The sequence below is a fragment of the Desmonostoc muscorum LEGE 12446 genome (assembly GCF_015207005.2).
Taxonomy (GTDB): Bacteria; Cyanobacteriota; Cyanobacteriia; order Cyanobacteriales; family Nostocaceae; genus Nostoc; species Nostoc muscorum.
Window position 1 is genome coordinate 7,860,587 of sequence record NZ_JADEXS020000001.1, and the last position, 26,821, is coordinate 7,887,407.

Sequence of the window (26,821 nt, forward strand, 5' to 3'; positions counted from 1 at the left end):
AATTTGATTATTTCTATATAAATACAGATAAATATGACTTATATCTCCAGCTCAAGACAGAGGGTATTAGTATTAGTCTTGCTTAGGATAAGTGTAAGTAGGAGATTCATAGTACGCCACGGCGTAAATAGAGCAACAATTTCAAATCCTTAAAAAGCCCATTCCATAATACTTTTGACGAATTTAATATCAAAAAAATGAGTGTCAGTCAATCTAAAAACCCATCGATAGAAGTTGATATTGCAATTTTAATAGATAAAATTAAAAGTGGAATTTGGCTATTTGGAATTCCGTCTTGGCTCTTTGGCATAACTGATAGAAGTATAGCTATATTTGCTGATGGCTATGTATCGACTGTAGAAATATCTCAACTATTTATAGCATCTTTCTTTTTTTTGAGTTGGTTATATCTAAAACCAGGCGAAAGCTTTAACAGCAATGATTTAAGCCCCAGCCAATATCAAGAATATCTCTATCGTATTCAAGCTGAAAAGCTGAAAATCAAAAAGCTACATATGATTAGCCAGGAGTATATTTTACCTTTTCCCTATGTTTGCCAAATTTATCATTTATTGAGCTTAAAACATTTAGAAACAGTTCATAAATTTAGCCTGAATAACCTCAAAATTCTAAATATTAGCCACTTCCAAACCACAAGTATAGGTGGGATAATTAAATTTCAAACAATATTGGATTCACCCGCTAATCCTTTAAGAATTTGGCGACAACCAATTGTGGAGGTAGATTTAATATTGCATACTCCATACACTGTTGAACTGAGTATTCCAGTCTACGATAACAAAAGAATAATTGTTATTTTTAATGTCTTCCCATTAAGTGATTCAGAACATCAATTGTTTATAGACATTTATAGTGACCTAGAATGGCCAAAGCCATTATTGCAAATAATCTTACATTTTGCTTCTTGTTTGACACTGTTTGAAGACTTGCCGTATTTAAAAGCCTTAGCTGAGAGAAATATACAGCGTTTATTCAATTCAAATCGAATTTCCAATCACGAAACTGGGTTGCTGTTTAAAAGGTTTGTTGAGTTATATGGTTCGAGTGGAGAAGCAATGAAGTTAATTGAAGGGAGCGAAGGGTTCAATGAAAAATTCTAAAAATTGTTTGTCCAGGATTTTAACCTGTTTTTGATTCAAGAGGAATTTGAGTTTTTGAAGTCTTGCGATCGCTGTTTTGCCTTCCTGATTACCGAATTCAGCTGGATCAACCCTCGATCCTCCAATCTTAGCAAGCGATCGCCATTTCTCTCAAAGCCTCTCAACAACACCCACTATAGTGGTTCCCACATGGGTGAGGTACAGATCCTCGTAGGGGCGCACAGCTGTGCGCCCCTACCCACGTACCTTATTCAAATGAGAATCGCTATATCATCCATTAGGATTTTTTATGGCAAGCCAGTCTTGTATACATTGCTTTGCCGTCTCAGCATGTTCCTCTAACCCTTGAATAACATCTTGATATTCAAGATCGTTGCCTCTAAGCATTCGGAAAAATTCTATAAATCTTTTTCCACAATCATATAGAGCTATTATCAAATCTGACCGATCAATTCTGACATCAGGGATTCCATCACCTGATATCCTGACTTGATTTGCCTCTGGATCTAATCGTACATATCCGTAGTTGTTATATATCCTAACAACAGCAGATTTTTGAGCTACTAAGTCTAGAATTGCGATGAAGCAAAGATTTTGAACAATCGCCCATAATTCATCTTGAATCTGGATACGAGTATCAGGTTCTTCTAAGGAGCTAATGACAATCAATCCATCAGCATCTAAGTTATTAATTAATTTTTCACGATATTTTTCAAAATCTATTTTCAAAGTATTCTCATCAATGCAAGGAAACTCATTTTCTTCACGAATATAAGCACAAAATTCTACTTTAGTTTTCATTTTATTTTCTTTATAAAGTAATTGATTCGCCTACAAGCATTCACTTTTAAAAACAGAGATACTAGTAATCCTGCTTGCTCTGTCTCTAGATTAAAAAAATTAATAATCGATTGACTTGTTTTTATTGTAGCAGCCTCCACAGGGCATTTATTTCAGCCTGCGTATAGTGAATTCCACCACCTGTAGGTGTCGGGAAAAATTGTCCTATTCTTAAGTTTGTTGCAGATCCTTGAGTACCGACTTGAACAGTAAAACTACTGATAGTAACCGGTTGTGGAATTCCTTGTGCAATCACTGTAGGAGGTGTAGCGGAAGTTAGGACATTAACTGCTTCTTGTAAATAAGTTTCAATCGCAGCAGGAGTTGTTCCTTGTGGCCACAATGTTGTACCCAGGGTCTTATTCAGCCTACTTGGTAAATCGACATATTCATAGGTGTGATCTAGAAAATGTCCCGCAGTTGCGTTTGGAGTCAAACCTGTGTAAGGAGGTATTGGAGTCGGTAGACTCATCACCGATTTTGTTAGTGGTGGTACTCTGAACAATGGTGCTGCATCCGCTAACTTCCGGAATACAGCTGCATTACCACTGGCTAGATTAAGAATATCCTCAACTCGCGTAACATCTCCTTTTGCAACTGCACGGGTCAAAATTGCTTCGAGTCCTGCAATTTCACCTCTTCCTCCTGCCATGATTACATAAAGTTCAAGGTCTTCTGAGGTATTGACAAGGTTTAGAAGCCGCTCAAGTTCGGCCGCATTATTTGTAATATTTGCATTTAGAAGCTCTTGAAGCCGAGTAATACTGGGTATCTTTACATTATTGAGTAGGTTCAAAAGTTCAGTAACATTAGTAATCTGTCCGTGATTCAGTAAGTCTAAAATCTCAGTAAGATTCGTGACCTTGCTATGATTCAACAGCCCAAGAAGTTCGGCAACATTCGCAACCTTGGTATGATTCAGCAAGCTTAAAAGCTCAGTAACATTTGCAATCTTGGCATTGTTTAGTAAGTCAAGAAGCTCAGTAACATTTGCAATCTTAGTATGATTCAACAAGTCAAGAAGCTCAGTAACAGTTGCAATCTTGGCATGATTCAGCAAGTCAAGAAGCTCAGTAACATTCGCAATTTTGGCATTGTTTAGTAAGTCTAGAAGTTCAGCAATGTTAGTAACTTTCGTATGATTTAGTAAACTTAGCAGCTCACTAACATTCGCAATCTTGGTATTATTTAGTAAGTCAAGAAGTTCGGCAACGTTAGTAACTTTCGTATGATTTAGTAAACTTAGCAGATCGGCAACATTCGTAATCTTTCCGTGATTTAGCAAGCCGAGAAGTTCGGTAACATTTGCGATCTTGGTGTGATTCAACAGGCTGAGAATTTCAGCAGCATTCTCAATCTTGGTACTGTTTAATAAACTTATAATATCGGCAGCGTTGCTAATCTTAGCATGGTTTAGTATATCTAAAAGCTCAGTACCATTGGCAATCTTAGCATTGTTTAGTAGCTCCTCAAATTGAGCCAGATTTGTAATTTTAGTGTGATTAACTAAGCTCTGTAATAGAGTTACGTTATCTGCTATTTTAGTATTACCAAGAAGCTGCTCTAACTTAACCACAGTCATTCGGGAAGAGCCATCAGCATTACGCAGAAAATTCTTCAAAATGCTTCCAGTCATACCCGGTTTGCCTAGCAAGCTGAGGAAATTATCAACTGTAATTCCTTCAATCCGAAGAATTTCTAATAAGGTATCAATATTTCTTTCTGCTCTAATTAGCTCCAAAGCTTTCTCGGAATTCTTAGCAAGCTCAATCAATTGAATGGCTTTATCAACATCCTTGACTTCATCTAAAACTGCCAGACTGGCCTCTATGCTTCCAAAGCGCCGCAGTTGCATAATCCAACGCATTTTTTGCATTGCTCCAGCACCTTCTGTCAATTCAGAGATAGTCCTGAATGCTTTGGCAAACTGAAGAATTTCTAGTACGCTGACAAAAATAAGTAAGCCTTCAATTAATGCTTTGCCCAAATGTTTTCCTTTTTCATAGGCACTAATTAAAGGATTAAAAAGCATTACTATGTGATATGCCAGGTTTAGAGCTCCCATTACAATCCCAACACCCACTAATATGGGAACTGAGACTTCAGGGAAAGCACAGGCTAGGATAATCAAGACAATTAGTCCAATGACTCCCAAGCTTGCCCAGATATTACCTCTATCTGCTTCAGCGAGAAGTTCCAGTAAACCCGCCGCAAGACTGATCAGGCCTCTAATTAAGTTCTCAATCCACTCAAGTATCCCTGCGACTACACCAAGAACAAAATCAGCGATCGCGTTACCTGTTCTCAGATAACTGAAAACATCATCAACTAGCGATCGCTGTATAACTATTTCATCTTTTGCGCTTTGTTGAACTGGTTGTTGATCGACGGATTCTGTCTTTCTCGATACTTGACCTGGTAGCAATTGGGTCAGCGATTCTTCAGTGTCAGCTTCACCACCCTTTTGACGTTGCACATTCTGTGGAAAACTTCCCACTGGAGGCTCAAGCCAATCTTTGGAAGTAGGTGATGCCTTGCCAACCTGGTTACCCAAAATTTCTGGTTTTGGAGTTTGCATCACTTGATCTGCTACCTGTTCCGCTTCTTGCTCAAACGGATCGGAGGGATCGCTAATGGAAATCCCCTCTGCTGTCGGTGTGCCTGCCACAGCTCCATTTGCCTGCTGTACGGTATGCACCACCTCATGGGCAATCAGATGCCGTCCCTCTGTGGAAGTTGGGTTGTAGCTACCGGAACTAAAGAAAATATCCTGACCTGTGGTGAAGGCAACTGCATTCACCGATTGAGAAAGTTGATCTGCCTCGCTATCGGTATGGATTCGCACGTTGGATAAATCTGCCCCTAAATGCGGCTCCAAATGCTGCTGAACCCCATGATCCAGTCTGCTGCCGCTACCGGATGCCGCATCGATGCGTTGGGCGATCGCCCCCTGTGCAGCTGTGTCAGCGCCATCGTCCTGCCGCTGAATCATCCGCTGACCCGGTAGGGGTTCCGGCTGCGGAGGACCGCCGATGGCACTGGGAGAAGATGGACCAAAACCCAGACTAGCCGGTAGCAATCGTCCGATATCAAGGTGCATCCCCAGCATCAGATTATCACCACCCGTATTCAGTTCCAGGTGCAACCAGTTGACTCCGGGAACAGGCAGTACTTGTCCATTGAGTTTGTCTAACGCAAATCGTCGAGCCTCTGGATTAGAGAAAACCCCGGTCAGCACACCTGCGCCAATTAACACTGTTGTACTCACCACACCAATCTGCTCACCCGTGTTCAGCCGCGACCAGTCTTGAGTAATACGCTCGCTCGCTTGGGTTCGTAGGGAAATAAGTCCGCTATTAATTGCCGGAACAGCCATAATCGCCCGCAACAAATCCCCTGTGGTGGCATTTTTGGGCGGATTAGGATCTGGATCTGCACTTGCAGGTGGGGGAGAAGCGGCTGGAGGGGTTGCTTGTCTAAGAATTAGATCCGAGCCGTTGGTTTCCTCAGATGGAGAGGAAGCTGTTTGAGTCGGTGATAGAGTGGCAAACAGATTGGTTGTTGAGGTTGTATTGTCGGGTGGGTTGGGGGGTTATCTGAAATAGGCAATCCGCTCAGGTCGATTTGCCCCAGAGCCGATTCAATGGTTTCGGGAACCAACTGCTGCTCCAACTGTTCCAGGGCGAAGTCCTGTATCTTTGGATCGGGGCTGGGACTGGAATCCTGCGCCGTTTGATTTGTAGTGGTAGTAGGCTGTGGCGAAGGAGGAGTCTGTTGACCGTTGGCAGGAGGCTGTAGACTATTGGTTTCATCTCGTTGGATGATATTATCTTCCTGTTTGGCAGCATATTTGGGGGATAGGTTTTCCCTGAGCGATCGCATTACCACAGCCTCGTTTGACTCTGGAATTTGCATTGGCATCACTTCATCCACAGCCCAATCAGCTTGTTGTTCGTAGAGGCTTTGTGGCTGACTCACCCTCATTTGAGCTTGCACTGGCAACATCGAAATGTCGCTAAAATCGTCATCTCGATCGAGAGGATCTCTGAATTGACTCGTTGAGAGTTTTGCCTGTGGACGGAATGAGATTCGACTAATATCGTGTGCCAGAGGCTCTTGTTTGAAAGCTTCTCCCTCCAGGGACTGCTGATGAGCAGACTCAGTATCTTGCTGGTTTGATGACTCCTGAGCTGATGATTCTGGCAAAGCAGTATTTGGCTGTAAACCAAAACTAGGCGTGGGATTCGCCAATGTTGGGGTCGTTGGTGAGACAAGCGAGGGATTGGGAACAGTTGATTTATCGCCCTTTTTGGGGTGTATCTTTGTGTGATTGCTCATCCCACTCAATCCCCTGTGTTACACAATGTTGATAAATAATACCCACGATACAACTTCTCAAAACCCTGCCATATTGGACTAAAGTCTAATGTTTGCCTGTTCATACAGCAGTTTTCATGTATTTGAACCACATCTGTTGTAGGGGCACAGCATTGCTGTGCCCCTACCGCGTGGTCTATTTACCTGAAAATAGCTGTAAATCCAAAATTCAAAATCTAAAATAGTTAAGCCCGTGCTAATAAAGGAGCAGCATCTAGTAAGGTTTTGGTATAGGGGTGCTGAGGATTGGCAAAAATCTTTTTAGTATCACCGAGTTCAACAATTTTACCGCCGTTCATCACGGCAATGCGATCGCACAAAAATCTAGCTAACCAAAGATCGTGAGTGATGAACAGATAAGTTAACTCAAATTCTTCTTTTAATTGCAACATCAAATCTAGCACTTGTGACTGCACGCTAGCGTCTAACATACTCACCGGTTCATCGCAAATCAAAAGTTTCGGGTGAGTAATCAAAGCACGAGCGATCGCTACTCTTTGTTGTTGTCCTCCAGATAAATCTGATGGATAACGTTCATAATATATTTCTGGCGGTGTTAAGCCAACTTTTTCTAACATCCACAAAACTTGTTCTTTCGCTTTCACAGGATTGGCAAGATTGTGAATAAATAAAGGATCGGCTATACTTTGTCCCACTGTCATCGCTGGATTAAGACAAGCATGAGGGTCTTGAAACACCATTTGGATTTGTCGCCGTGAAGACCGAATTTCTTGAGGCGACAGTTTAGTTAAATCCTGTCCTAAAAACTCAACTTTCCCAGAGGTGGGACGAATTAGTTGCAAAATTGTCCGTGATAATGTACTTTTACCGCAACCTGATTCCCCAACTAAGCCAAGAATTTCTCCGGGATAAAGATCCAGATTAATACCATCTACTGCTTTAATTGTCTCTGATTGTCTGTTAAATAGTCTTTCAATAAAGTTAGGTTCTATAGTGTAATATTGTTTGAGATCCGTGACACTCAAAATCGGAGATTTCTCTTTAATATTCGCTAACTGCTTTTCCTCCCCAGTCCCCAGTCCCCAGTCCCCAGTCCCTATTTCATCCACTGCTTGAATATGTAAAGCTGCTTTCAGGAGCGATCGCGTGTATTCATGTTGCGGTTGTCTAAATACACTTTCTGTGGTGCCCATTTCCACCATTTTACCGTGATACATGACGCCAATGCGATCGCAATACTCAGCTACCATTGCTAAATCATGAGATATCAGCAGCAATCCCATGTTTTCTTCACTACACAGCCGAGTTAATTCTTTTAATATCTGCGCGGAAACGGTAACATCTAAACTTGTCGTGGGTTCATCTGCAACAATCAACTTGGGATTGAGAAGTAAAGCTAAAGCGATCGCTACCCGTTGTCGCATTCCACCGCTAAATTCGTGAGGATACTGATTCCAGCGACTCGCGGGAATATTTACCTTTGCCAATGTTGCAAGTGCTTTTTCTTTGGCTTGCGGTGCTGATAATTCCGGTGAGTGCGCTTGCAGAGTTTCGATACAATGCTTACCAATAGTCATCAGCGGATCGAGGCGTGTCATCGGATCTTGAAAAATTAAGGCGATCGCTTCTCCGCGAAATTTCCGCAACTGGTTAGGCGTTAAATCAAATACTGACTGTCCCTGAAATGTCACCCGTCCCTCAACGCGACTAGAAGCTGGTAGCAAGCGCATTACTGCACGTCCAATAGTTGACTTCCCACAACCCGACTCTCCTACCAATCCCATTTTTTCACCTCGTTGCAAGGTGAAAGATACATCATCAACTGCCCAGCTTGGTGCTTCTCCACTTCGTTGAGGATAGGCAACTCGGAGATTTTCGATACAAAATAAGGCTTCACTCATACTTAGTTATCAGCCCTGAGCTAGCAGCTGCGATAATTTCAAATTTTAGATAGTTTAGCAGATTATTTTCAGACCTTCCTTGTGCAAATATAGCGATCGGCTTTTATTTTTGAACTCATTTACGTAGGTAGGGAGTGGGGAGTAGGGAGTAGTGAATAGGGAATCAGCCTTTTTCAGAGGGCGAGTTTGTTCAAAAATCAAATAGGAGTCCTATATCTTGAATATATTAGCGATATTAGCGATCGCTTGGATGACAGTTCTACAGCTTAACAGGGAATAGGAAATAGGCAAGAGGCAATTAATCTTTCCCTACTCCCTACTCCCTACTCCCTATTCCCCAACAATCACTAAATTCATCAATCAAATAGGAGTGCTATATTAACGTTCATGCTCTTGATTGTGATCGGTTGTGCCTTGGTCAGTTTCTAATAGTCGTGAAATCAACACGTCTGGTTTTCTACTGATCACAGACTTAACTTTATCAACTGCAATTACTTCACTGATTTTGACAACCATTTCCCAGAGAGTATCTTCCTCTGTATCTTTGTTGTAAGTTCTATGTTTAAACCACAACAAATCATCCCAAACTCCGATAATTGTAGCAAAATACCACTTTTCTCGTATTAGTATCCAGATTTCTTGTTCTAAGTAAGTCTGTAGAAGAGATTTCACAATGCTTGAGATCATAAAAAATATTGTGCTACATATTAAGTAAGTATGAATAGATTTAACAACAGTAAAAATACTGTGATTTATTTGTATCCAAATATTAAGAAAATTAAAAAATATAAAGCAAAAACTTGATTAAAACTACAGTTGAACAGATAGTTCAGATGATAATTTTGTTACCTTTGGAAATTGTGCTTCTATAAAATAGAATTTCAAGTTTTAGTATAGGCTGCTACAGACAATATAGCGGTTCCCATTAAGGTGGGGCACAAGATTATATCGTAACGTGTAGGGGCACGGCAGTGCCGTGCCCGTGGTGTACTCATATCTATTACAATACTGTTCGGTTAAGGCAGCAGACGCGATTTATCCCGTCTTTGGAATTTAGAATTTTAATCAAAAAACCTTAACTGAAGCGTATTGATATCTATTAACTATTACTAACAGTTACAGCTACCTTCGCGTGTTTATTAACATAGTCCACAAATAGTTGCTTCAACCGAGGACTAACACCAGCGTGTTCAAAGAACCCAAAGCCTACATTCCGAGCTTTTGATAAGGTTTGCTCTGGTGTTAATCCTTCTTTAATAGCGACACTCAATAGGGCAATTCCAGTCGATCGCATCCCTGCTGCACAATGTACAACTGCTGGTTTCGGAATTTGTTCGAGTGTTGTCAGTATTTTGGTAATTAACTCTTCATTTAGCGCTTCGAGCTTGAGTGGCACATTTGTATAGTACAGCCCCAATGCTTGGGCTACCCGTTGCTCATCGTGGGAAAATCCCAACTCATCAGGCGATCGCAGATTTAAAACGGACTTAAAACCTTCTTGGCTAGCTTGCTCGAGCTGTTTTGGTATGACTTGTCCTGTGGTTGTCAAATTTTCGTTAATTTGTATGGCGTTGATCACATTCACTCCTTTGAACTTTTCCATGTCTGGCAGCTTGATAAATCCTCTAACAAGCAAGCTTTGAGAATACATTCATACAATTGCAACAAAATTTGCCAAATTTCAGAAGTTATCGCTTGATAACTTCTTAATTTGCCCTTTGGGTTGATTATTTTATTGCTTCATCTATAATATACGGTTTGCCGATAGATTTAGTGTAGATTAAAATATATTATATATTTTAACGAAAAGTTTACCGGAGTTTATATTTTGAGCGAACTTAATATTCTGAATCCCCAGATGATATGGGAAACCGGAAGCAAGCTAGAGAAACACCAAGTGTACGTAGCATCTTTCAGGAAGAAATTGATACTCCCCGAACTGAACAAGTTTCGCTTATCTGGCGACATGCCGCGCGATCGCTCACTTGCTCGAAAAGTTCGGGTATTCTTGGTTCAATAACTCGTTGTTAGACGACAGGATAAAATTGCTTGAAAGATGGAAGAGGCAATCCTATAGAACTATGAGTAGAAATTCAATAGACAATCGCAAAAAAATGGTTGCTCTCAGACACACTCATTTCCAGCAACATTTACCTATAAATCAGCAGCTGATTGATTTAGTCGGGGATATAGATAGTCACGCTTTTTTAAGAAACCCTGCTTCTCAGAATATTTTCCTCTACCTGACAGAATACGTAAGGGCTATTTTGGAGTATTGGTTTGGGGCAAGTCTGGATAAAATACGCGTTCTTGATTGGGGGTGTGGTAAAGGACATATTTCCTTTTTAATGCGTGAAATGGGTATCGAAATTACTAGTTGTGATGTGCGCGGTGCTGATGATTCAGCTTTTGGTCAGATTACACCAATCATCGAAAAAGCATCTCTAAAAGTTGTCACCCTAGAACATCCATATTTACTTCCTTTCAGTGATGCAAGCTTTGATGTTGTCTTAAGTTTTGGAGTTCTTGAACACGTTCCCAATGACCTTGCTTCTCTTGCTGAGATTCATCGAGTGTTGAAACCATCAGGTCTTTTGTTGTGTTTTTTCCTTCCTTATTACCTTTCTTGGACTCAGCATTTAGCCCATTTGCGAGGAGACTTTTACCACGATCGCCTGTATTCCAAAAAAATGGTAAAACACCTCCTCAAGCAAACTAATTTTGAACTCCTCGACCTTTGGCATAGACAACTTTTGCCTAAAAATCGTGTTTCCTATGCTAAATACCACATTTTTGAATCTGTAGACCAATGGTTAACTAAAAATACACCGCTCAAATATACTGCAACTAATATTGAGTTCGTCGCTGTTAAAAGTTAATATTGTAAGCTGCTTTGATTTTTGAACTTACAGCAGAATTCAGAATTCAGAATAGAGAACAGTTTCTCTGCCTAGCTTTTAGACCATTTCATGAAAATCTTGATACATATAGATTTACCGTAGGGGCGCACAGCTGTGCGCCCCTCCAAGGTATTTGTATCAACTTTAAAGTGAAATGGTATTAGACCCAATACTGCTCGGATAAGCAGGGGAGGCAGGGGAGGCAGGGGAAGCAGAGGAGGCAAAACTCTTCCCCTGCCTCCATTTCTCCCCCTGCTCCCCCTGCTTGCCTCAACCAATAAATTCCTTAACCGAGCAGTATTGGTATTAGACCTCAATAGTGTCTGACTTTTCAGGTTATGTGGAAAAATAAATGCGAAACCTAACCCTCTAGCCCCCTTCCCTAGTAGGGAAGGGGGAAAATTCAAAGCCTCTCCCCTACGAGGGGAGAGCAATGGAAGTGAGGTTTTCCAGATGTCGTGAAAAGTTAGGATAGTGTACTTGATACTTCTTTAAATCTGCTGTATTTGCTCCAGCGATCTAAAATTTTCTGACCATTTTTATAGTTGATTTTGCCAATAAGCCAGTCTGGTTTGAAGAATGCTGACATGGATAGTATGCCGTTCGACTAAAGTTTTGAGTTCTTGCGCTCTTGCAGTACAATTTTGTTTATAGATTAGTGCCTGACGAACTCGATCTTCACGAGAGTTTTTCAAGGCAATTTCAACTTCTTTTTCCCAAGCGATCGCCAAAGCTTGGACGCGATTGTAATCTTTTTGCAGAATTTGCTTTGTTGTATTCGACTCAGCAATAGCCTGATGTAAAGTTTGAATATAATCACTCCATGTATCTGCTAATGGCTCAGCATTTTGGTCATTTTTGGAATATGAAGGTGATTGGATTTGGGTAAAGAAGTGATTTAACTCTACCATGTTTTTACCCTGGTTAATAGTTATTTGACTGAGATTAGCGACTTTTACAGAAGTTGGTAATCTTGTTTTCAGCATATAAAGAACTAATTAACCAAGTCATTAGCTTTTGCTGACAATTTAATTACAGAGTTGAGAATAAAAAATTAGAGGTTTGTGAAGCGAGTTATTTCCAAAAAATACATGCATTCAAGGTAGGTGAATAAAATTTGTGGGTAAGGCGGGGAGTAGGGAGTGGGCGAGATGGGGGAGGTGAGGGAGATGAGGAAAATAACTAATGACTAATGACCAATGACAAACATAAAAAAACCTCCCTTACCGGGAGGCTGAAAATTTAGCGGAGACAACTTGTAAACTTATAGAGGAATTACAGCGATCGCTCCTCCGAATGCTGAGAAAATGGCAGAGACGACTGCTGTGGCAAACAACCACCAAGCTGCTGTAGCTGCGGCTTTACGGGTTTCTTCTGCTTGCCGCTGTGCTTGATGTTTGACTTCTTCGAGGCGGCGTTGGGCTTCGTGCTGTATGCGTTCTGCACGTTGCAATACTGTGTTGCGTGCCCGTTCAATTTGGTCAACGATCCGGTTGGCATCCTCCTGGGAAATGTCCTCACGAGAACTCATAATTGCCACTAGGGTATCACGATCGAAGGAAGACAGGCGATCGCGCAGTGCTTCAAACCCAGCTTGGGGATCTTCAAAAAAGATGCGGACATCGCGCTTGATACTATCATAGTTGAGTTCAGGGCGATCCAAGGAGTTCAGATAGTTGCGGATGCGGGCAAAAACCCCGTCAATTGCATCTTGAATGCCTCGTTGAATGCTCCGCACTTGTTCAACAAATTGATCCCTGACTGAAACAATGTTATCAGCAATCCGCGCTGCTTCTTCATCGGTGATATCTTCACGAATTTTCAGCAGGGCGATGATGGTAGAACGATCAAAATGGGAAAGGCGATCGCTAAAATTTTCTACCCCCACTCGCGGATCGTGCAACAGTAATTGTAAGTCGCGTTTGATACCTTCTGGGTTGAGTTCTTCTTTACCAGTTTGCCGCAAATATTCTTCCAGATAAGCTTTGAATGTTTCCACTCTTTGCTGTGTTCTGGTAGCTAAACGACGAGGCGCACGTACAATGTTGCGAATCGAGGTTTGGGTGGAATCAATGATTTCATTGACTTGTTCTTCACTCAAGTCTTGACGTTGACTGAGTAGTTTCACCAATGTATCCCGGTCTACTTGAGACAACCGACGGCGTAGCGCTACGGCTCCTTCTTGGGGATTTTCAAACAATCTATTCAAATCCCGCTGAATACCTTCTGGGTTGAGTTCTTGTTTGCCAGTTTTTCGGAGGTAATCTGCGATGGTGGTGGTAACAGAGTCGTATTGTTCTTTAGCTTTGTGTGCTAAAGCTTGGGGTGCGTGGCGGATACTATGCCACGACTCTTCAACGGCATTAATGATTTGATTAACTTGGTCTTCAGTCAAATCTTCCCGCTGACTCAACAACTGTACCAAAGTATCGCGGTCAAAGCGAGACAACCGCGCCTGAATGGCAGTAACTCCACTTTGGGGATCGTCGAGTAACTTTTTGAGGTCGGCGCGGATGGCATCAGGATTCAGTTCTGATTTGCCAGTGTTACGCAGATATGATTCGACATTCAACCACAGAGTTTCTGCTTGATATTGTGCTTGTTCTGCTAGACCTTTGGATTCAATTAAAGCGCGATCGCGTTGTTTTTCCAACTGGTCCAAAATGCTATCTACTTCATACAGCTGGACATCACTACGTTCCAGCAATATCTCCCGCATTTCGGCACGTCCAACCTGCGCCAGTCGCAACACCAGAGTTTCATAATCTGCCTCTGAGTCTTGCAACAGTGGTTTGAAATCCCGCTCAATGCCTTCGGGTGTCAAATCTGCTTTGGGGGTAACCAGCAGATAACTTTCAACTCGGCGTTGCAAGTCTTGTACAATATCTCTTTCTTCTTCAGCAATGACTGTGACTAGCACTTCTTGACGGACAGTTTCTAGTCGGTCTGCAATGCGCTGAATTTGGGTTTGGGTAAGTAGTCCCCGCTGTTGCAAAAGATTGACGAAATCCTTGCGGGATAGCCGCTCTAGTTCCCTGCGAATTGTCCCAGGATCGGCTGCTGGGTCGTAGATAACATCGGCAAATTCCTGACCAATTCTTTCTGGGCTGAGTTGCCAAGCATAGGTATTCAGTAGGTAATTTTCCACATCAGCCCGAATTGGGCTATAGGGTTGGGATGGTGTGGGTAAACCCAGCTTATCTGCCTGTTCGGTAACCTTGTCTTTGGCGCTGGTGAGGCTACCCAAGATTTTTTCCACATCCAAATCAGATAAATCAGTCCGTCCCAAAACTATGCCGGTTAAAGCGGATAGCCCTTGTTGCAGTGTGCTTTGAACTGGCCCAGGTGCGGTTTTTTGCCCACCTTCCTTGGAACCACGCATTTCTGCGACTAACCGATCCAGCTTGGTATTGAGTTCATCTGTCTTAGTTTGTCCGGGTGGTAGGGATTTGAGATAGTCGATTAATTCACCCAAACGGTCTTGGGTGGGTGGTTGCTGACTGACTACCTGTTGCCAAACTTTATACAAAGTATCAGCGATGCGGTTAACATCTTTTTTGGAAAGGTCGGTACGACTGCTGACTAACTCGATAAACTTTTGGCGATCGATATTGCGGATGTCTGGAGTTCCAGCGATCGCTTTTATTTGCGGATCGTTGAGTAAATTTTCAAAATCACTGCGAATCCTCGATAAATCTAATTCTGGCGGACGCAGCTTTTCTAAGTAATCTTCAATGTTTTCCCGAATGCTTACTGGGTCGATGGCGCTTCCCAGTTCCCGACGCACAGCAGCAGCCGCGGCTTCAGCTGTGGCTACAACTTGGTTATTAACAGCTTTTGCCCCCAGTGCGGCGGTAGCTGTCCCCATAATCGCCTGAAACCCGGAGGTTGCCGTATTCACAACCGAGCCAATTAAGGAACCGACGGTGGTGGAACTCACCCAAACCAGCAGCAAAAAGTAAGCACCCCAAATCACCAAACCGAGAATTGCTCCTAACCTTGGGTCTAAAATCACAAGGCTCAACTTCACAGCCAGGAAAGAGGCGACTAATAAAGCGATGGTGACAGTGACTAATGTCCAAATTCCTACTGCTGTGCCAATTTTGCGAATCGTGCCGCCCAAACTTCCGACTTCGCCATCGCTTGAATCTGAGTCGGATGGACGCCCCAGGTAGGAAATACCGGCTGCAACGGAGAGATTAGTGAGAACTAATTGAAAAGCAAAGGCTAAAATCACGCCGGAGATTAAAGCCACAAAAAAGCGCGGCCCTGAAGGCGTGATAACTGAGGGATCTACTGGAACCTGTGCCAGCCACAATAGTGGCTTGTAGAGTCCCAGCATGATTTCCGAACTTTGAAACATTGTATTTCCTTGTCTTAGTGTTTTAATTTTTGGGCGGATTAAGATTTTCCTGAGAATTTACTCTTAGTATTTATGTGTGTACCTATGGCAATACCTAACTCTTTAGATCAGAATCGTGGAATTTGGGTGTTTAAAGCATCTCCCCAAAGATTGAAAAGCTTATACAGCGGAAGATAGAAATTTTATTATCTCTTGGTGGAAATATTACTCAAATTGGTAGTTACTATTAATCTTTATGGCGTTATTTTTTAATTTTTAATCGCCTTTGTCGTGATTATTTTTCATTAAATAATAGTTTGCTCACAAATACAAACTATTTGTTTAAATACCTATTCATATCACCCTCGCAAGGTTGATTTATCTACAATAATATACTTTGAATTATCGTCCACAAGAAGTGCTTGTAGTTTGTGCCCACAGGCAGAAAGCAATTTAATTATAAATAGCTACATTAAAGTTAATAAATAAATAATTGAGGTAAAAGATGGCAACTAACTATTGTACAAATTTGCAAATAGCAAATGACTAATGACTAATGACAAAGAATGTACAAATTGAATGGATATGAGTTGAATTAGAGAGGAAAAAACAATGCAATCTCGTGAGAATCGTTCGTCTACTAATTTACCGCCTGTTGCTAACGCTTACAACGGCCGCGATCGCAATGAATTTCTATTTGGCTGGACTCCGCAAGCCGAAATCTGGAATGGTCGCTTTGCAATGATTGGTTTTGTCGCCTATTTACTTTGGGATTTAGCCGGTTATAGCGTCCTGCGTGACTTACTGCGGCTAGTTGGCTACTAAAGCTTAAAACATAAAACACTACTAGATTATTGGAGAAAAAAATGACAAATAAAGAAACTCGTCCTTCTGGTGATTTACCACTCGTTGCACCAGAATATAACGGCATAGACCGCAATGCTTTTTTGTTTGGCTGGACTCCCCAAGCCGAAATTTGGAACGGTCGCTTGGCGATGATTGGTTTTGTTTCCTATTTACTTTGGGATTTAGCCGGCTATAGTTTACTGCGTGACATATTGCACATCATCAGATATTAGCAATAGTCCTACTTAATCATTCATGAAAAATAATATTCCCGACTTGTTTAATAAGTCGGGGATATTATTGTTCATTAGACTTCTTGCATAAATCAAAAAAAAGAACCCCACCCCGCCTTTGACTTGCGTCAAAGTCTCCCCTCCCGAAGAGCGGGGAGGGGCTGGGGGTAGGGTGGTAGGGGACTTTTGCAAGAGGTCTATTATTTTACTTCTGAATTCTGAATTCTGAATTCTGAATCCTGAATTCTGCTATAGCAAAAAGCGAACTAACACATAAAAAGCCGAAGTTACTAATTGCAATAACATCACTGGAATACCGTAGTGCAAAAAAGTTCTAAACGATATTCGCCGTCCATGCTGCTCAGAAATACCCGCAGCTACGATATTAGATGATGCCCCTACTAGTGTGCCATTACCTCCCAAAGTTGCACCAAACATCATCGCATAAAACAGTGGTAATACTTCTGGGGGAAACTGTCCTTGAAAGTCTTGTGCTAGAACTTCTGCGGGTGCTAAACCAACAGTCACAATATACTGTTTGAGTAAGGGCACCATCGCCACCACTAAAGGAATATTAGGCACTACGCTAGATAATATCCCCACAAAAAATAACAAGAATAGCGAACCCAGGATAATATTTTTTCCTAAAATAGCTGCCAATATTCCTGATAAACCATTGATTACCCCAGTTTTTTCCAGCCCCCCTATTAGGACAAAAATACTCATAAAAAATATTAATGTACTCCAATCTACATCCCGCAAAATATTATTAACTGAATCAATTTTGCTATGGTGAGATAACAGCAAAGCTAAAGCCGCTCCTAACAAAGCTACAGCAGCAGGAGAAATTGGAACTGGTAGGGATTCTCCAATCACAAAAAACAGCAGCACAAAAAAGACAATAATTGCACCCACACTTAAAGCTCGCGGATGATTAATTTGGGGATGTGGGAGTTCTTCGAGATTATCCAGTTGTGTATTCCAAATTTTCCGGAATAAAAATGGTAGTGTTACAACTACTGTGACAACAGCAATCACTCCTCCTAAACTCAATTTCAATAAATAGTCAGTAAAGCTGATATTCACAGCATCACCAACAATAAATGTAGCTGGATCGCCTACTAAAGTCAGCAGTCCGGCACTATTAGCAACAAATACCATTAAAATCAATAAGGGTACGAAATTTATTCCAATTTCCTGCGCCATTGGTGGAATTAAAGGTGCTAACAACATGACTGTTGTGGCATTCGGTAAAACGGCACAAATTGGTGTGACAATACCGACAATGGCAAGTAGTAGACGCTTACCTTTTCCTTGAGCAATGATGACTATTTGAGTAGCTAAATATTCAAATATTTTGGTAGGTTCAAAAGCCCGTACTAGCACCATAACTCCAAAGAATAAACCGAGTGTTCCATGACTATTGCCGATGTAACCAACAGCTTGTTCTAAAGTCATGACGTTGGTAAACACTAATAACAATGCTCCCAATAAGGCAGCAATGGTGAGATGTACCCATTCCGTCATGACTAAAATGATAACGCCGATAAATGTAATCACACTGAGGATGGCTTGCCAGTTTTCCACACCCTAACTCCCAAAGTTTAATTGATTGGATAGTAGCGAAAAAAGCCACCTAAATATAGGTGACTTGTCCATGATTACAATTTTTTGAAGAATTCAGAACTCAGAATTCAGAACTGGGGGATACCCTACGGAATCTTGCTACAAACTCGCCACTCTTTTGCAACCACCGAACTGAAAATTTAGTGGGAGTTTTAAATTCATTCTGTTAGCGGTAGCGGGGCGTTTAGCCCATTCTGACTCCTGACTCCTGAATTCTATTTTGATAAAAATTATTGAAATTCTGAATAGTGCTTATTCATCAATACAACTAGGAATGCCCAAAACGGCGCAGGGAAAATCAGAATCTAGTGCCTCAATCATGGGATGATTGACAGATTTACAACCTACAAACAGTATATCGGCTGCTTCTAATTCCACCACTTTTTTCAGTTCTGTGGAAACGGAACCAAATCGTAAATGAGATTTGAAACAACCTTGCCATTCTTCAGCCAGACTTCGCGCTTGCCAAAGAATTTTATCTGCTTGTTGTAGGGGAGTGATGACTGTCTGCAATTTGGGTTGAGTTAAGACAAGGGTGGCAGATTTTGATATTTCACTAACCTGACATTCTAATGAAGGCTGTTGTATCGGGAAATTCAAGATATTTGGATACTGGCTGCTTTGATTATCTTCTAACACATAAACAGCCTGAACTGTGACTTCTGCATTGGTGGCTAAGCGTGTTTGATGGGCAATCCAAAAGGCAATATCCAATGCTGTATGACTGTTAGGAGAAGCATCATAAGCAACAATTAAGTTAACTGAACTTGCTGTGGTCGATTGTTGAGAAAATTGATTTTTTGGTTCTGGCAATAATACCATTTGTTCAATTAAGTCATTTCGACCTATGGCACTTTGCAGACGTGCTAACATTGGCTTAATTTTCACAGCTTTACTTCTCCAAATGAAATGAACTAGTAATGAGAAGCAGGGAAACCAATTTTTGATTTTTGATTTTTGATTTTTGATTGATCTGCAAAGATCCCAATCTAAAATCTAAAATCTAAAATTTTAAATCGGTAGAGGAAACCCCAATAACAACTGTATTACAGCCAAAGTCTTGGGGGTTCCTTCCATTGCCTACGGAGTTAGCTGACGGGCTAAGACTGGAAGGTGTCTCTCTCTTGGGAGTACTGAGTATTGAGTACTGAGTTAATATTAATAATTACTAACTCATAATTCTTAACTCTTAACTCTTAACTCCTCACTTTCTATGAGATTAGCCCCACAATATGGTTCCTCCGCTCCAAATCCAGCTTTGATGAATTTGAATTAGGCTACCCGCTAAAAAAAATGATAGTCTAGTTTACTCGTCTTGTGTGAAATATCGATCTAGGAAATTTAGGGCGTGGTTGCGGAGTTCAAAATATTCTTTTGAGTTTCGCATGGCGGCGCGATCGCGTGGATGCTCAAAAGGAACTTCTAAGATCTCCCCAATATTAGCAGCTGGGCCGTTGGTCATTAAGACGATGCGATCGGACATATAAATTGCCTCGTCTACATCGTGGGTAATCATCATCACTGCTTGCCGATGGTTTTCCCAAATATCCAATACTTGCCGCTGCAATTTACCGCGAGTGAGTGCATCTAGCGCCCCAAAAGGTTCATCCATTAGTAGCATTTTGGGACGAATTGCTAAAGCTCTGGCAATACCTACCCGTTGTTTCATACCTCCAGAAAGTTCATCAGGATACTTATCAGCCGCCGCCGTTAAGTTTACCATTGACAAGTGTTCGTTTACAATGCTAATTTTCTCAGCGCGATTAGCATTTTTTAACACTTCATCCACAGCTAAACGGATATTTTCTCGCACTGTTAACCAAGGTAACAATGCGTAATTCTGAAATACCATCATCCGCTCTGCTCCTGGCTTGCGAATTTCTTTTCCATCTAAACGTACTGAGCCGGAAGTTGCTTTTTCTAAACCACCGATAATCTTCAGTAGCGTTGATTTTCCACAACCAGAGTGACCAATTACAGAAATATATTCATTTTCACCAATCGTCAGATTAACTCCGTCTAACACTACAAAATCATCTTTATCTGGTGTCGGATAAGACTTGACTAAATTTTCAATTTCTAAAAATCCAGGACGGGGCATAACTTCGTTCTGAGTATCAATAGGTAATGAGGTATATTTCATCATCAAATGCTCCAGCAATAATTCAATCAATCAATTTTGGATTTTGGATTTTAGATTTTAGATTGATTCTGAGCAAAAGGGTGCTGGGTTGTTGAGGATTTTAGATTTATTCCGCCTACAAGGGGCGCGGCTTGCACCAAAAATCCAAAATCCAAAATCTAAAATCTAAAATCTAAAATTGCCACGGTCAATATTTAAATTTGGTATTTAAGACATGAAAAAACTAGTGGGAGCATTAGCCCTGATAGCAAAACTATTCAGATAGCCCACTGGATCGCTGGGATCAAAGCCTTTCTTATCTATAAATACTTCTGGTGGTTCAACTTTGTAATCATCCTTGGGACATTGAATGCCCATTTCAGTTGCTATCTCTCGATATAAATCCGTTCTCCAACCTTTTGCGGCTATTTTTTCGGCATCTTTGGGGAGTTCTTTAATTTGTCCCCATCGCGCTGCTTGAGTCATTAACCAAATACTTCTAGATCTCCATAAAAATGTCGAGTGTTCTCCTGGCTGTTTGGGGAGGTTGTCTGGAATATCGTAGAAAATTGTGGTGTCAGCGGCTTGAATAGTGCGGTCTTTGGCATCAAAGCCGCCATAGTTGTAGTTACCGAGAATTCCCGGACTGGTAAATTTGGCGATCGGGGCATTTTTATTTTTGGGTTTTGCACCTGTAAAGGAACGATCTGTCAGCAGTTCGGCAACTTCTTGGCGATTTTCCACTTTGCTGCAATACTGGCAAGCTTCAATCATTGCTTTGACGAGGGAACGATAGGTTTTAGGATATTTCTCGATGAAAGATTCCATTACCCCCAAAAGTCGGTCTGGGTGTCCCAACCAGACTTCTTTGCCTTGGGCGAAGGTAAAGCCGATGTTTTCGTTTCCTGTAATTGCTCTTGTGTTCCAAGGTTCTGCAACCATATAAGCTTGCATGGCGCCAATTCGCACGTTTGTCACCATCTGGGGCGGTGGAACAATGATAACGCGGAATTCTTTGAGAGGATCGACACCCGCGGCGGCGGATATGTAACGGATAAAGTATTCGTAAATGGACGAACTGAGAACAACTGCCCAAACTTTGCGTTCTGGTGGCTGACTATCGAAGTAGCCTCGAAAATCTTTGCCGAAGGCTTCCAAAGCACCATCGCCGTATTTTTCTTGGTACTCGTACCACGGACGCAGCCCAAAATTCCACATGGCTTTATTCATGGTCATGGCGTTACCGTGGCGGTGAATGGTCATCGCTGCACACAAGGGGGCGTGGCGTGCGCCTTCGGCACCGATTCTGGCGTTGGTAACGGCACCGGATACTACGGGTGAAGCGTCTAAGCGACCAAAGATTAAGCCGTCGCGGGAGTTAGCCCAACTGGCTTCGCGGTTGAGTGTGACGTTTAAACCATATTTGCGGAAGAAGCCTTTTTTCCAAGCGATCGCAAATGGCGCACAATCATTAACAGGAACGTATCCAACGGTAAGATCGGGTTTTTCTAAATCGCCGGATTTAACTACCGGTTGCACAGCTAAGGCTTCTTCTGTTAGTCCTTTGGCGGATCGATCTCCGGAAATTGCACAAGAAGAAAGGGCGATTCCGGCTGTGGTTGCTCCTATTCCTTTGATAAAGTCTCGTCGAGTGTAGTTATGATCGCCCATTTTTGTGGCTCCATCAATTTTGGATTTTGGATTTTGGATCTTAGATTTGTTCGATTAGACGCTGGGCGAACAGATATTATTAAATTTTGGATTTTCAATTCTTCAATCCAAAATCTAAAATTTAAAATCTAAAATTCCGTTTAATTTAGTTGAAAGTTGTGGGGCGGCGAGTTACTAATTCTTGGATTTTACCGAGGGCGTAATCAAGAATTAATCCGGTTAAGCCAATTACTAAGACGGCTAAAAAGACTGAACTGAGGTTTAAGCGGCTCCATTCGTCCCAGACGAAAAAGCCAATGCCAACACCACCTGTGAGCATTTCTACGGCGACGATTACCAGCCAAGCGATGCCTAAACTAATTCGCAAACCTGTAAAAATATAGGGTAAACTTGCAGGCCAAATTATTTTTATAATCTGCCGCCAACGTGGCATTTCTAATACTCGTGCCACATTTAAGTAATCTTTGGAAACGCTAGAAACCCCTAAGGCGGTATTAATAATTGTCGGCCATAAGGAGGTAATAAAGATGACAAAAATGGCTGAGGGATCTGCCAAGTTGAAAATAGCTAAGGCGATGGGCAACCAAGCTAAAGGCGATACGGGTTTAAAAATTTGAATGATGGGATTGAGGGCTAGCATTGCCGGTCTGGACATACCAATCAGAAACCCTAGAGGTATGGCTACTACCGCACCTAACAAAAAGCCCAGTATTACCCTTCGCAGACTTGCTATCAATAACCAACCAATTCCTAAGTTGCCGGGACCTCTCTGGTAGAAGGGATTTAAAATGTAGTCTAAATTAGCTAATAGGGCTTCTGGTGGGGTGGGCATTAATTGGTGGTTGGCAAGTGCAATAATCCACCACAACAAAATTATCCCCAAAAAACCCAAAACAGGTAAAAAGAAGACATCTTTAAGGATGACTGGTTTTGCCTTTTTCCAAGCAGTCTGTCCAGCGATCGCCGCGATCGCTGCTAAATTTAGTTGAAAGATCATTTACAACCTCAACAGGGTTTAGTGCAGGTACAAAAAATCGAGCAGTACCAGCCTTGGACACTGATAAGATCGGAACATTATAAAAATCCCGTCTCTTCAGTCTCCTCTCAATGCCTACGAAGTTAGCTGACGGGCTAGGGCTGAGAGATGCCCTTCTGAAGAAAGTTCTGAGTTAGGAGTGAGGAGTTACTAAATTCTATTTAACTCATAACTCATAACTCTTAACTCCTAACTTTCTTCAAGATACGCCCCACAATTTGGTTCCTCCGCTCCAGCGTTATGCACTGTGATGGGCTGGATTAGGCTGACTTACTCTAAATAGGTACGAAATTACGCACAATACAACATTGATGTGAAGAGTATAACATTAATGCTTAGTAAAAGTCATCTATCTCGGATAAATTTTGTTTGTTTAAATACTCAAATCCAGTCTATGTCCTGGCTTATGCGTAATTCATAGATTTTAGATTTTTTTGTAAATCATAGTTATGTGATGAGTGAAGTTACTACGCAGTCAGGGAAACAACAATAGTTAAGTCAAGCATCAAGATTGTTAACTGCTAGATAAATCTTAATGAAGATAAGATATATTATACTTTAAAAATTTATATACGGAGATTAAATCGAGGGATGCTTAAAGTAAATGCTCGCCTACGCGACGATAGATAAAATCTATTACTTTTGGTAGGTGAATTATGGAATTTTTTTTGGTAATTAATCGCTCCAGTCGCTAAACTAATTGCATATGGAAATTTACTCATCTCTCTGTTCGCTGAATTTAACATAATGGATTTTAGTCAATTCCTGGCTGACAAAGCTGATATCATCTTAGATAAGTGGGTGACAGCAGTTCGCAAAGATCAACGGATTGAAAGTGCTGATGATTTATCCTATACAGCAATCAAAAATCATATTCCCAATGTTTTGAAAGCAATGGTAACGGTGCTTTCAAAATTTGAGGATAGTGATATTCAGTCAATAGTTGTTGCCAGTTTTGAGCATGGGGCGATTCGAGCCGAACAAGGCTTTGAGCCAACAGAAATTGCCAGAGAATATCATCTGTTAAGAAAAGTAATATTTGACACTATTCACCAAGATTTACTGAAAGGAACACCGTCAGAGATCATTCGTTCTATGCGTTTGATTGACGCTATTGTAGATGAAGCGATCGCTCGGTGTTTCAAGAGTTATGTTGAAGAACGGTTGCGAGAATTGAGACAGTTACAAATATCATTAACGCTGCACAATCAGGAACTCACACGGTTAATTAGCGCCAATCAAGAGTATATTTCCCAACTAGCCCACGAATTAAAACATCCGCTAACTTCCATTATTGGTTACTCGGATTTGTTTTTACGCCAGCAACGAAAAAAGTCCCAGATAAAAGACAACTACACCAATTTAGAACATATTGAACGGGTGCTACGCAATGGTAGACAATTACTTCACTTAATCAATGATGTACTAGAACTTTCGCGGTATGATGCGGGACAGATAAAACTCCAACTAGCACCTACTAATCTGCCCGAACTAATTAGTAATGTGTGTCAAATGTTGGAACCTTTAGCTGTGGAGAAAAATTTACAAATCGTAGTAGATAGCGATGGTGCCCCGCAAGAATTAATTACAGATTCTTTCCAATTGCAACAGATTGTTACAAATCTTATTAGTAATGCGATTCGCTACACAGAGTCGGGGACTATTATTGTAATGTGTCAGGTGTTGGAGAAACAGAGATGGGCGATCGCAGTTTCTGACACTGGAATTGGCATTGCACCGGAAGATCAAGCCCAGATATTTGAACCCTATTTTCGTGTCAGTGCTAGCGATCGTCCCTACCTTCCTGATAGTACAGGATTAGGATTGGCAATAGTTTGGCGCTTGGTGAAACTATTACAAGGTGAAATTAACTTAGTTTCTGAAGTAGGCGTTGGTTCAACTTTCACAGTAGTTTTCCCCTTACAATTAGAGCTAGAAAAAAATTAATTTCACATCAAAACCTCAAAATCTCTCTGCGCCTCTGCGCCTCTGCGTGAAAAAATCATTTCTACAATAACCCTTGCTTTTTCAACTTAGCTAACGCATCTTCAGCAGCAGCTTTCTCAGCATCTTTTTTATTGCGTCCCTTACCTTCGCCGTAGATTTTTTCATCTACAAGTACTTTGGCGATGAACTCTGGCGCGTGAGACAAACCACCTGTTTGAACTGTAAAATATTTAGGAGGAATTTGGGTAACATTACGTTGTACCCATTCTTGAAAGCGATTTTTTGAGTCTACATTAGAACGAGAAACAACAATTTGTTCAGGTACAGAATCAAATAGCGGTTCTATAATTGCGCGAACTGCTTCAATATCTGAATTATTATCTAGATAATAAGCAGCAAGAACAGCTTCAAATGTACTACTAAGTAAATTCGGATTATAGTATCCTCCGTCTTGAATAGCACCTTTTCCCAGCCGCATTTTAAAATTTAAATCTACTTCTTCAGCGAACTTTGCCAGTTGCTTTTCATCTACCAATGCAGAACGCCGCCGCGTTAATTCATCTTCTCCCTTTTCTGGATGACGGCGATACAGATACTCTCCACTTAAGAAATTCAGCAAAGCATCACCGAGAAATTCTAGGCGTTCATTATGTTCGCCTTCTCCTGGGTTTTCATGAACATAAGAACGGTGAGTCAGCGCACGGCGTAGAAGTTTTTCATCACGGAATGTTAGAAGTTTATGCATTTTTACGTTTTATTTTGTTGGGAAGATATATTTGTGGAAACCTGTAAAAGTGTGATTGTGTTCAGACATTAAAAAACCGCAAATAGCGGTGCTGGTAAAACCCAGTTAATTAAAAAACTGGGTTTTTAAAAGCTATTTTAGGCAGCCAGTTTGTTTAATTCAATCAAAAACAATTCCTGACCTTGCTTTTGGACTTTACCATCTTTTACAGCAGCATCAACAAACTGGCTGAAGCTTTTAAATTTCTTGCCATCAGGTGTATGTATTGATGAAAATCCTTGATAATTAGCACAGTTTTGACGCATGAATTTGTCAATGCGACCAAATAAAGTAGGCTTACCTTGGCTTAAGATAGTGTTGATAGCTTCAATTAGATATTCTATAGCCTCATTGTAATTAATATGAGACTTAATGGAAGTAGTTGAAGCTTGATTCTTTTCCTCAACTAACTGAGGTAACTCGTCTATAAAGTGGAAGTTATCATTACCAACTAGTTTAATGAGCTTTAGACTTGCGCTACCTCTTTGAGCAAAAATTATCACTTTTTTACCCAAAGATTGTAAAACAGAAATTAAGCCAGCATAGTCCCAGTCTCCTAAAACTAGGATAATTGTTCTCAGGGAAGGATTCAACCCAACTGCTTTAACACAGTCAGCCATCAACCGATAATCTGCACTGTTTTCTGAAGTATCACGAACATCAACACAAGTAATATCAAGAACTTCTAAATTATTTTTAGCAAAAACTTGATTTTGATGATGTGAATTGTAGTATAGCTTTTTGCATTTTATCCTTCCTTCAAATTGGGCAAAATCTAGCAAAAAAGTAGCTGTTTTTTGAATTGAGTAGACGTTCTGAAGATCCCAAAAGATAGCAATAGAATTTTTTTGTTGGCTTGTTTGTCTATCGGAGGATTTATTTGCGTGTATCATTGTAATTTATCCAGCATTCTTGAGTGAACTGGACAGTTTCAACAAATCACACATCTAGCAGTAGCAGGGCTTTATACAAAGAATTTGTACTCAAAAAGTACTTCCCTGCAATAAAGCTTTCTACCGTCGCTTGAGTTTAGTTTAAGTCTCAGCAGCAATAATTCCTGGCTTCCTACCAAGTTTCGCGTCATCCCTTCCTCTGAAGATTTATCCGAACATCT

At 41.1% G+C, this 26,821-nt stretch carries 20 protein-coding genes, 1 pseudogene and 2 riboswitches; of the genes and pseudogenes, 6 read left to right on the top strand and 15 right to left on the bottom strand.

The genetic code is table 11. The features are described from left to right. Positions 1-197 precede the first annotated feature (197 nt). Complete coding sequence (locus tag IQ276_RS32325; protein WP_193921825.1) at positions 198-1,121, top strand: hypothetical protein; 924 nt, start codon at positions 198-200, stop codon at positions 1,119-1,121. Between the two features lie 270 nt (positions 1,122-1,391). Here IQ276_RS32325 and IQ276_RS32330 read toward each other — a convergent pair whose 3' ends face one another. The 6 genes and pseudogenes from IQ276_RS32330 to IQ276_RS32355 form a co-directional block, all read right to left on the bottom strand. Beyond that, on the bottom strand, positions 1,392-1,922 hold the full coding sequence (locus IQ276_RS32330; protein ID WP_193921824.1) for a hypothetical protein: 531 nt from the start codon (positions 1,920-1,922) through the stop codon (positions 1,392-1,394). Positions 1,923-4,644: 2,722 nt separating this feature from the next. Further along, positions 4,645-5,337, bottom strand: a pseudogene (locus IQ276_RS41115) (eCIS core domain-containing protein); the annotation flags it as partial. A gap of 107 nt (positions 5,338-5,444) precedes the next feature. After that, positions 5,445-6,299 (bottom strand): hypothetical protein, encoded by an 855-nt coding sequence (locus tag IQ276_RS32340; RefSeq protein ID WP_235116160.1) that lies wholly within the window; start codon positions 6,297-6,299, stop codon positions 5,445-5,447. 224 nt (positions 6,300-6,523) lie between these two features. Then, on the bottom strand, positions 6,524-8,200 hold the full coding sequence (locus tag IQ276_RS32345; RefSeq protein WP_235116161.1) for a dipeptide ABC transporter ATP-binding protein: 1,677 nt from the start codon (positions 8,198-8,200) through the stop codon (positions 6,524-6,526). Between the two features lie 378 nt (positions 8,201-8,578). Continuing rightward, on the bottom strand, positions 8,579-8,872 hold the full coding sequence (locus IQ276_RS32350; protein ID WP_190881677.1) for a hypothetical protein: 294 nt from the start codon (positions 8,870-8,872) through the stop codon (positions 8,579-8,581). 427 nt (positions 8,873-9,299) lie between these two features. Further along, the gene (locus IQ276_RS32355; protein ID WP_190881676.1) at positions 9,300-9,779 is read right to left on the bottom strand and encodes a protein tyrosine phosphatase family protein; all 480 of its coding nucleotides are present in this window, start codon (positions 9,777-9,779) and stop codon (positions 9,300-9,302) included. A gap of 284 nt (positions 9,780-10,063) precedes the next feature. Between IQ276_RS32355 and IQ276_RS32360 the strand changes: the two genes are divergently transcribed. Both IQ276_RS32360 and IQ276_RS32365 read left to right on the top strand, forming a co-directional pair. Continuing rightward, positions 10,064-10,231, top strand: a complete 168-nt coding sequence (locus tag IQ276_RS32360; RefSeq protein WP_193923858.1) for a hypothetical protein — start codon at positions 10,064-10,066, stop codon at positions 10,229-10,231. Between the two features lie 50 nt (positions 10,232-10,281). Further along, positions 10,282-11,079 (top strand): class I SAM-dependent methyltransferase, encoded by a 798-nt coding sequence (locus IQ276_RS32365; RefSeq protein WP_193923856.1) that lies wholly within the window; start codon positions 10,282-10,284, stop codon positions 11,077-11,079. Between the two features lie 560 nt (positions 11,080-11,639). On the opposite strand, the gene IQ276_RS32370 is transcribed toward IQ276_RS32365, so the two are convergent. Continuing rightward, positions 11,640-12,086, bottom strand: coding sequence for a PspA/IM30 family protein (locus tag IQ276_RS32370; RefSeq protein WP_193922164.1), 447 nt, complete (start codon positions 12,084-12,086; stop codon positions 11,640-11,642). A gap of 278 nt (positions 12,087-12,364) precedes the next feature. Next, on the bottom strand, positions 12,365-15,463 hold the full coding sequence (locus IQ276_RS32375) for an MFS transporter (RefSeq protein WP_193922162.1): 3,099 nt from the start codon (positions 15,461-15,463) through the stop codon (positions 12,365-12,367). A 591-nt stretch (positions 15,464-16,054) separates the two neighbouring features. On the opposite strand from IQ276_RS32375, the gene IQ276_RS32380 reads away from it, so the two are divergent. After that, entirely contained in the window at positions 16,055-16,267 is a 213-nt protein-coding gene (locus IQ276_RS32380) for a chlorophyll a/b-binding protein (protein ID WP_190881649.1), read from the top strand. 41 nt (positions 16,268-16,308) lie between these two features. Beyond that, on the top strand, positions 16,309-16,521 hold the full coding sequence (locus IQ276_RS32385; RefSeq protein ID WP_193922160.1) for a chlorophyll a/b-binding protein: 213 nt from the start codon (positions 16,309-16,311) through the stop codon (positions 16,519-16,521). Positions 16,522-16,770: 249 nt separating this feature from the next. Here IQ276_RS32385 and IQ276_RS32390 read toward each other — a convergent pair whose 3' ends face one another. The 5 genes from IQ276_RS32390 to ntrB form a co-directional block, all read right to left on the bottom strand. After that, positions 16,771-18,108, bottom strand: coding sequence for an ArsB/NhaD family transporter (locus tag IQ276_RS32390; RefSeq protein WP_193913759.1), 1,338 nt, complete (start codon positions 18,106-18,108; stop codon positions 16,771-16,773). A 291-nt stretch (positions 18,109-18,399) separates the two neighbouring features. Further along, positions 18,400-19,020, bottom strand: a complete 621-nt coding sequence (locus IQ276_RS32395; protein WP_193913768.1) for a universal stress protein — start codon at positions 19,018-19,020, stop codon at positions 18,400-18,402. Positions 19,021-19,209: 189 nt separating this feature from the next. After that, a riboswitch (cyclic di-AMP (ydaO/yuaA leader) is annotated at positions 19,210-19,415 on the bottom strand. Positions 19,416-19,453: 38 nt separating this feature from the next. Then, the gene (locus tag IQ276_RS32400; RefSeq protein WP_193913766.1) at positions 19,454-20,290 is read right to left on the bottom strand and encodes an ABC transporter ATP-binding protein; all 837 of its coding nucleotides are present in this window, start codon (positions 20,288-20,290) and stop codon (positions 19,454-19,456) included. A 207-nt stretch (positions 20,291-20,497) separates the two neighbouring features. Beyond that, positions 20,498-21,940, bottom strand: a complete 1,443-nt coding sequence (locus tag IQ276_RS32405; protein ID WP_193913757.1) for an ABC transporter substrate-binding protein — start codon at positions 21,938-21,940, stop codon at positions 20,498-20,500. Between the two features lie 145 nt (positions 21,941-22,085). Then, on the bottom strand, positions 22,086-22,937 hold the full coding sequence (gene ntrB / locus IQ276_RS32410; protein ID WP_193913755.1) for a nitrate ABC transporter permease: 852 nt from the start codon (positions 22,935-22,937) through the stop codon (positions 22,086-22,088). A 96-nt stretch (positions 22,938-23,033) separates the two neighbouring features. Then, positions 23,034-23,253: riboswitch (cyclic di-AMP (ydaO/yuaA leader) on the bottom strand. 470 nt (positions 23,254-23,723) lie between these two features. Here ntrB and IQ276_RS32415 point away from each other — a divergent pair. After that, positions 23,724-24,923 (top strand): sensor histidine kinase, encoded by a 1,200-nt coding sequence (locus IQ276_RS32415; protein ID WP_193913753.1) that lies wholly within the window; start codon positions 23,724-23,726, stop codon positions 24,921-24,923. Between the two features lie 61 nt (positions 24,924-24,984). Here the strand turns inward: IQ276_RS32415 and rnc are convergent, their stop codons facing one another. Further along, the gene (gene rnc / locus IQ276_RS32420) at positions 24,985-25,668 is read right to left on the bottom strand and encodes a ribonuclease III (RefSeq protein ID WP_193913752.1); all 684 of its coding nucleotides are present in this window, start codon (positions 25,666-25,668) and stop codon (positions 24,985-24,987) included. A gap of 137 nt (positions 25,669-25,805) precedes the next feature. Further along, positions 25,806-26,600, bottom strand: coding sequence for an NYN domain-containing protein (locus IQ276_RS32425; RefSeq protein WP_190881642.1), 795 nt, complete (start codon positions 26,598-26,600; stop codon positions 25,806-25,808). Positions 26,601-26,821: the final 221 nt, after the last annotated feature.

Bases quoted from the DNA above. Each gene is read 5' to 3' on its own strand.
- IQ276_RS32325 (WP_193921825.1), top strand. From the start codon at position 198: ATGAGTGTCAGTCAATCTAAAAACCCATCGATAGAAGTTGATATTGCA.
- IQ276_RS32330 (WP_193921824.1), bottom strand. From the start codon at position 1,922: ATGAAAACTAAAGTAGAATTTTGTGCTTATATTCGTGAAGAAAATGAG.
- IQ276_RS32340 (WP_235116160.1), bottom strand. From the start codon at position 6,299: ATGAGCAATCACACAAAGATACACCCCAAAAAGGGCGATAAATCAACT.
- IQ276_RS32345 (WP_235116161.1), bottom strand. From the start codon at position 8,200: ATGAGTGAAGCCTTATTTTGTATCGAAAATCTCCGAGTTGCCTATCCT.
- IQ276_RS32360 (WP_193923858.1), top strand. From the start codon at position 10,064: ATGGGAAACCGGAAGCAAGCTAGAGAAACACCAAGTGTACGTAGCATC.
- IQ276_RS32365 (WP_193923856.1), top strand. From the start codon at position 10,282: ATGAGTAGAAATTCAATAGACAATCGCAAAAAAATGGTTGCTCTCAGA.
- IQ276_RS32370 (WP_193922164.1), bottom strand. From the start codon at position 12,086: ATGCTGAAAACAAGATTACCAACTTCTGTAAAAGTCGCTAATCTCAGT.
- IQ276_RS32375 (WP_193922162.1), bottom strand. From the start codon at position 15,463: ATGTTTCAAAGTTCGGAAATCATGCTGGGACTCTACAAGCCACTATTG.
- IQ276_RS32380 (WP_190881649.1), top strand. From the start codon at position 16,055: ATGCAATCTCGTGAGAATCGTTCGTCTACTAATTTACCGCCTGTTGCT.
- IQ276_RS32385 (WP_193922160.1), top strand. From the start codon at position 16,309: ATGACAAATAAAGAAACTCGTCCTTCTGGTGATTTACCACTCGTTGCA.
- IQ276_RS32395 (WP_193913768.1), bottom strand. From the start codon at position 19,020: ATGTTAGCACGTCTGCAAAGTGCCATAGGTCGAAATGACTTAATTGAA.
- IQ276_RS32400 (WP_193913766.1), bottom strand. From the start codon at position 20,290: ATGAAATATACCTCATTACCTATTGATACTCAGAACGAAGTTATGCCC.
- IQ276_RS32405 (WP_193913757.1), bottom strand. From the start codon at position 21,940: ATGGGCGATCATAACTACACTCGACGAGACTTTATCAAAGGAATAGGA.
- ntrB (WP_193913755.1), bottom strand. From the start codon at position 22,937: ATGATCTTTCAACTAAATTTAGCAGCGATCGCGGCGATCGCTGGACAG.
- IQ276_RS32415 (WP_193913753.1), top strand. From the start codon at position 23,724: ATGGATTTTAGTCAATTCCTGGCTGACAAAGCTGATATCATCTTAGAT.
- rnc (WP_193913752.1), bottom strand. From the start codon at position 25,668: ATGCATAAACTTCTAACATTCCGTGATGAAAAACTTCTACGCCGTGCG.
- IQ276_RS32425 (WP_190881642.1), bottom strand. From the start codon at position 26,600: ATGATACACGCAAATAAATCCTCCGATAGACAAACAAGCCAACAAAAA.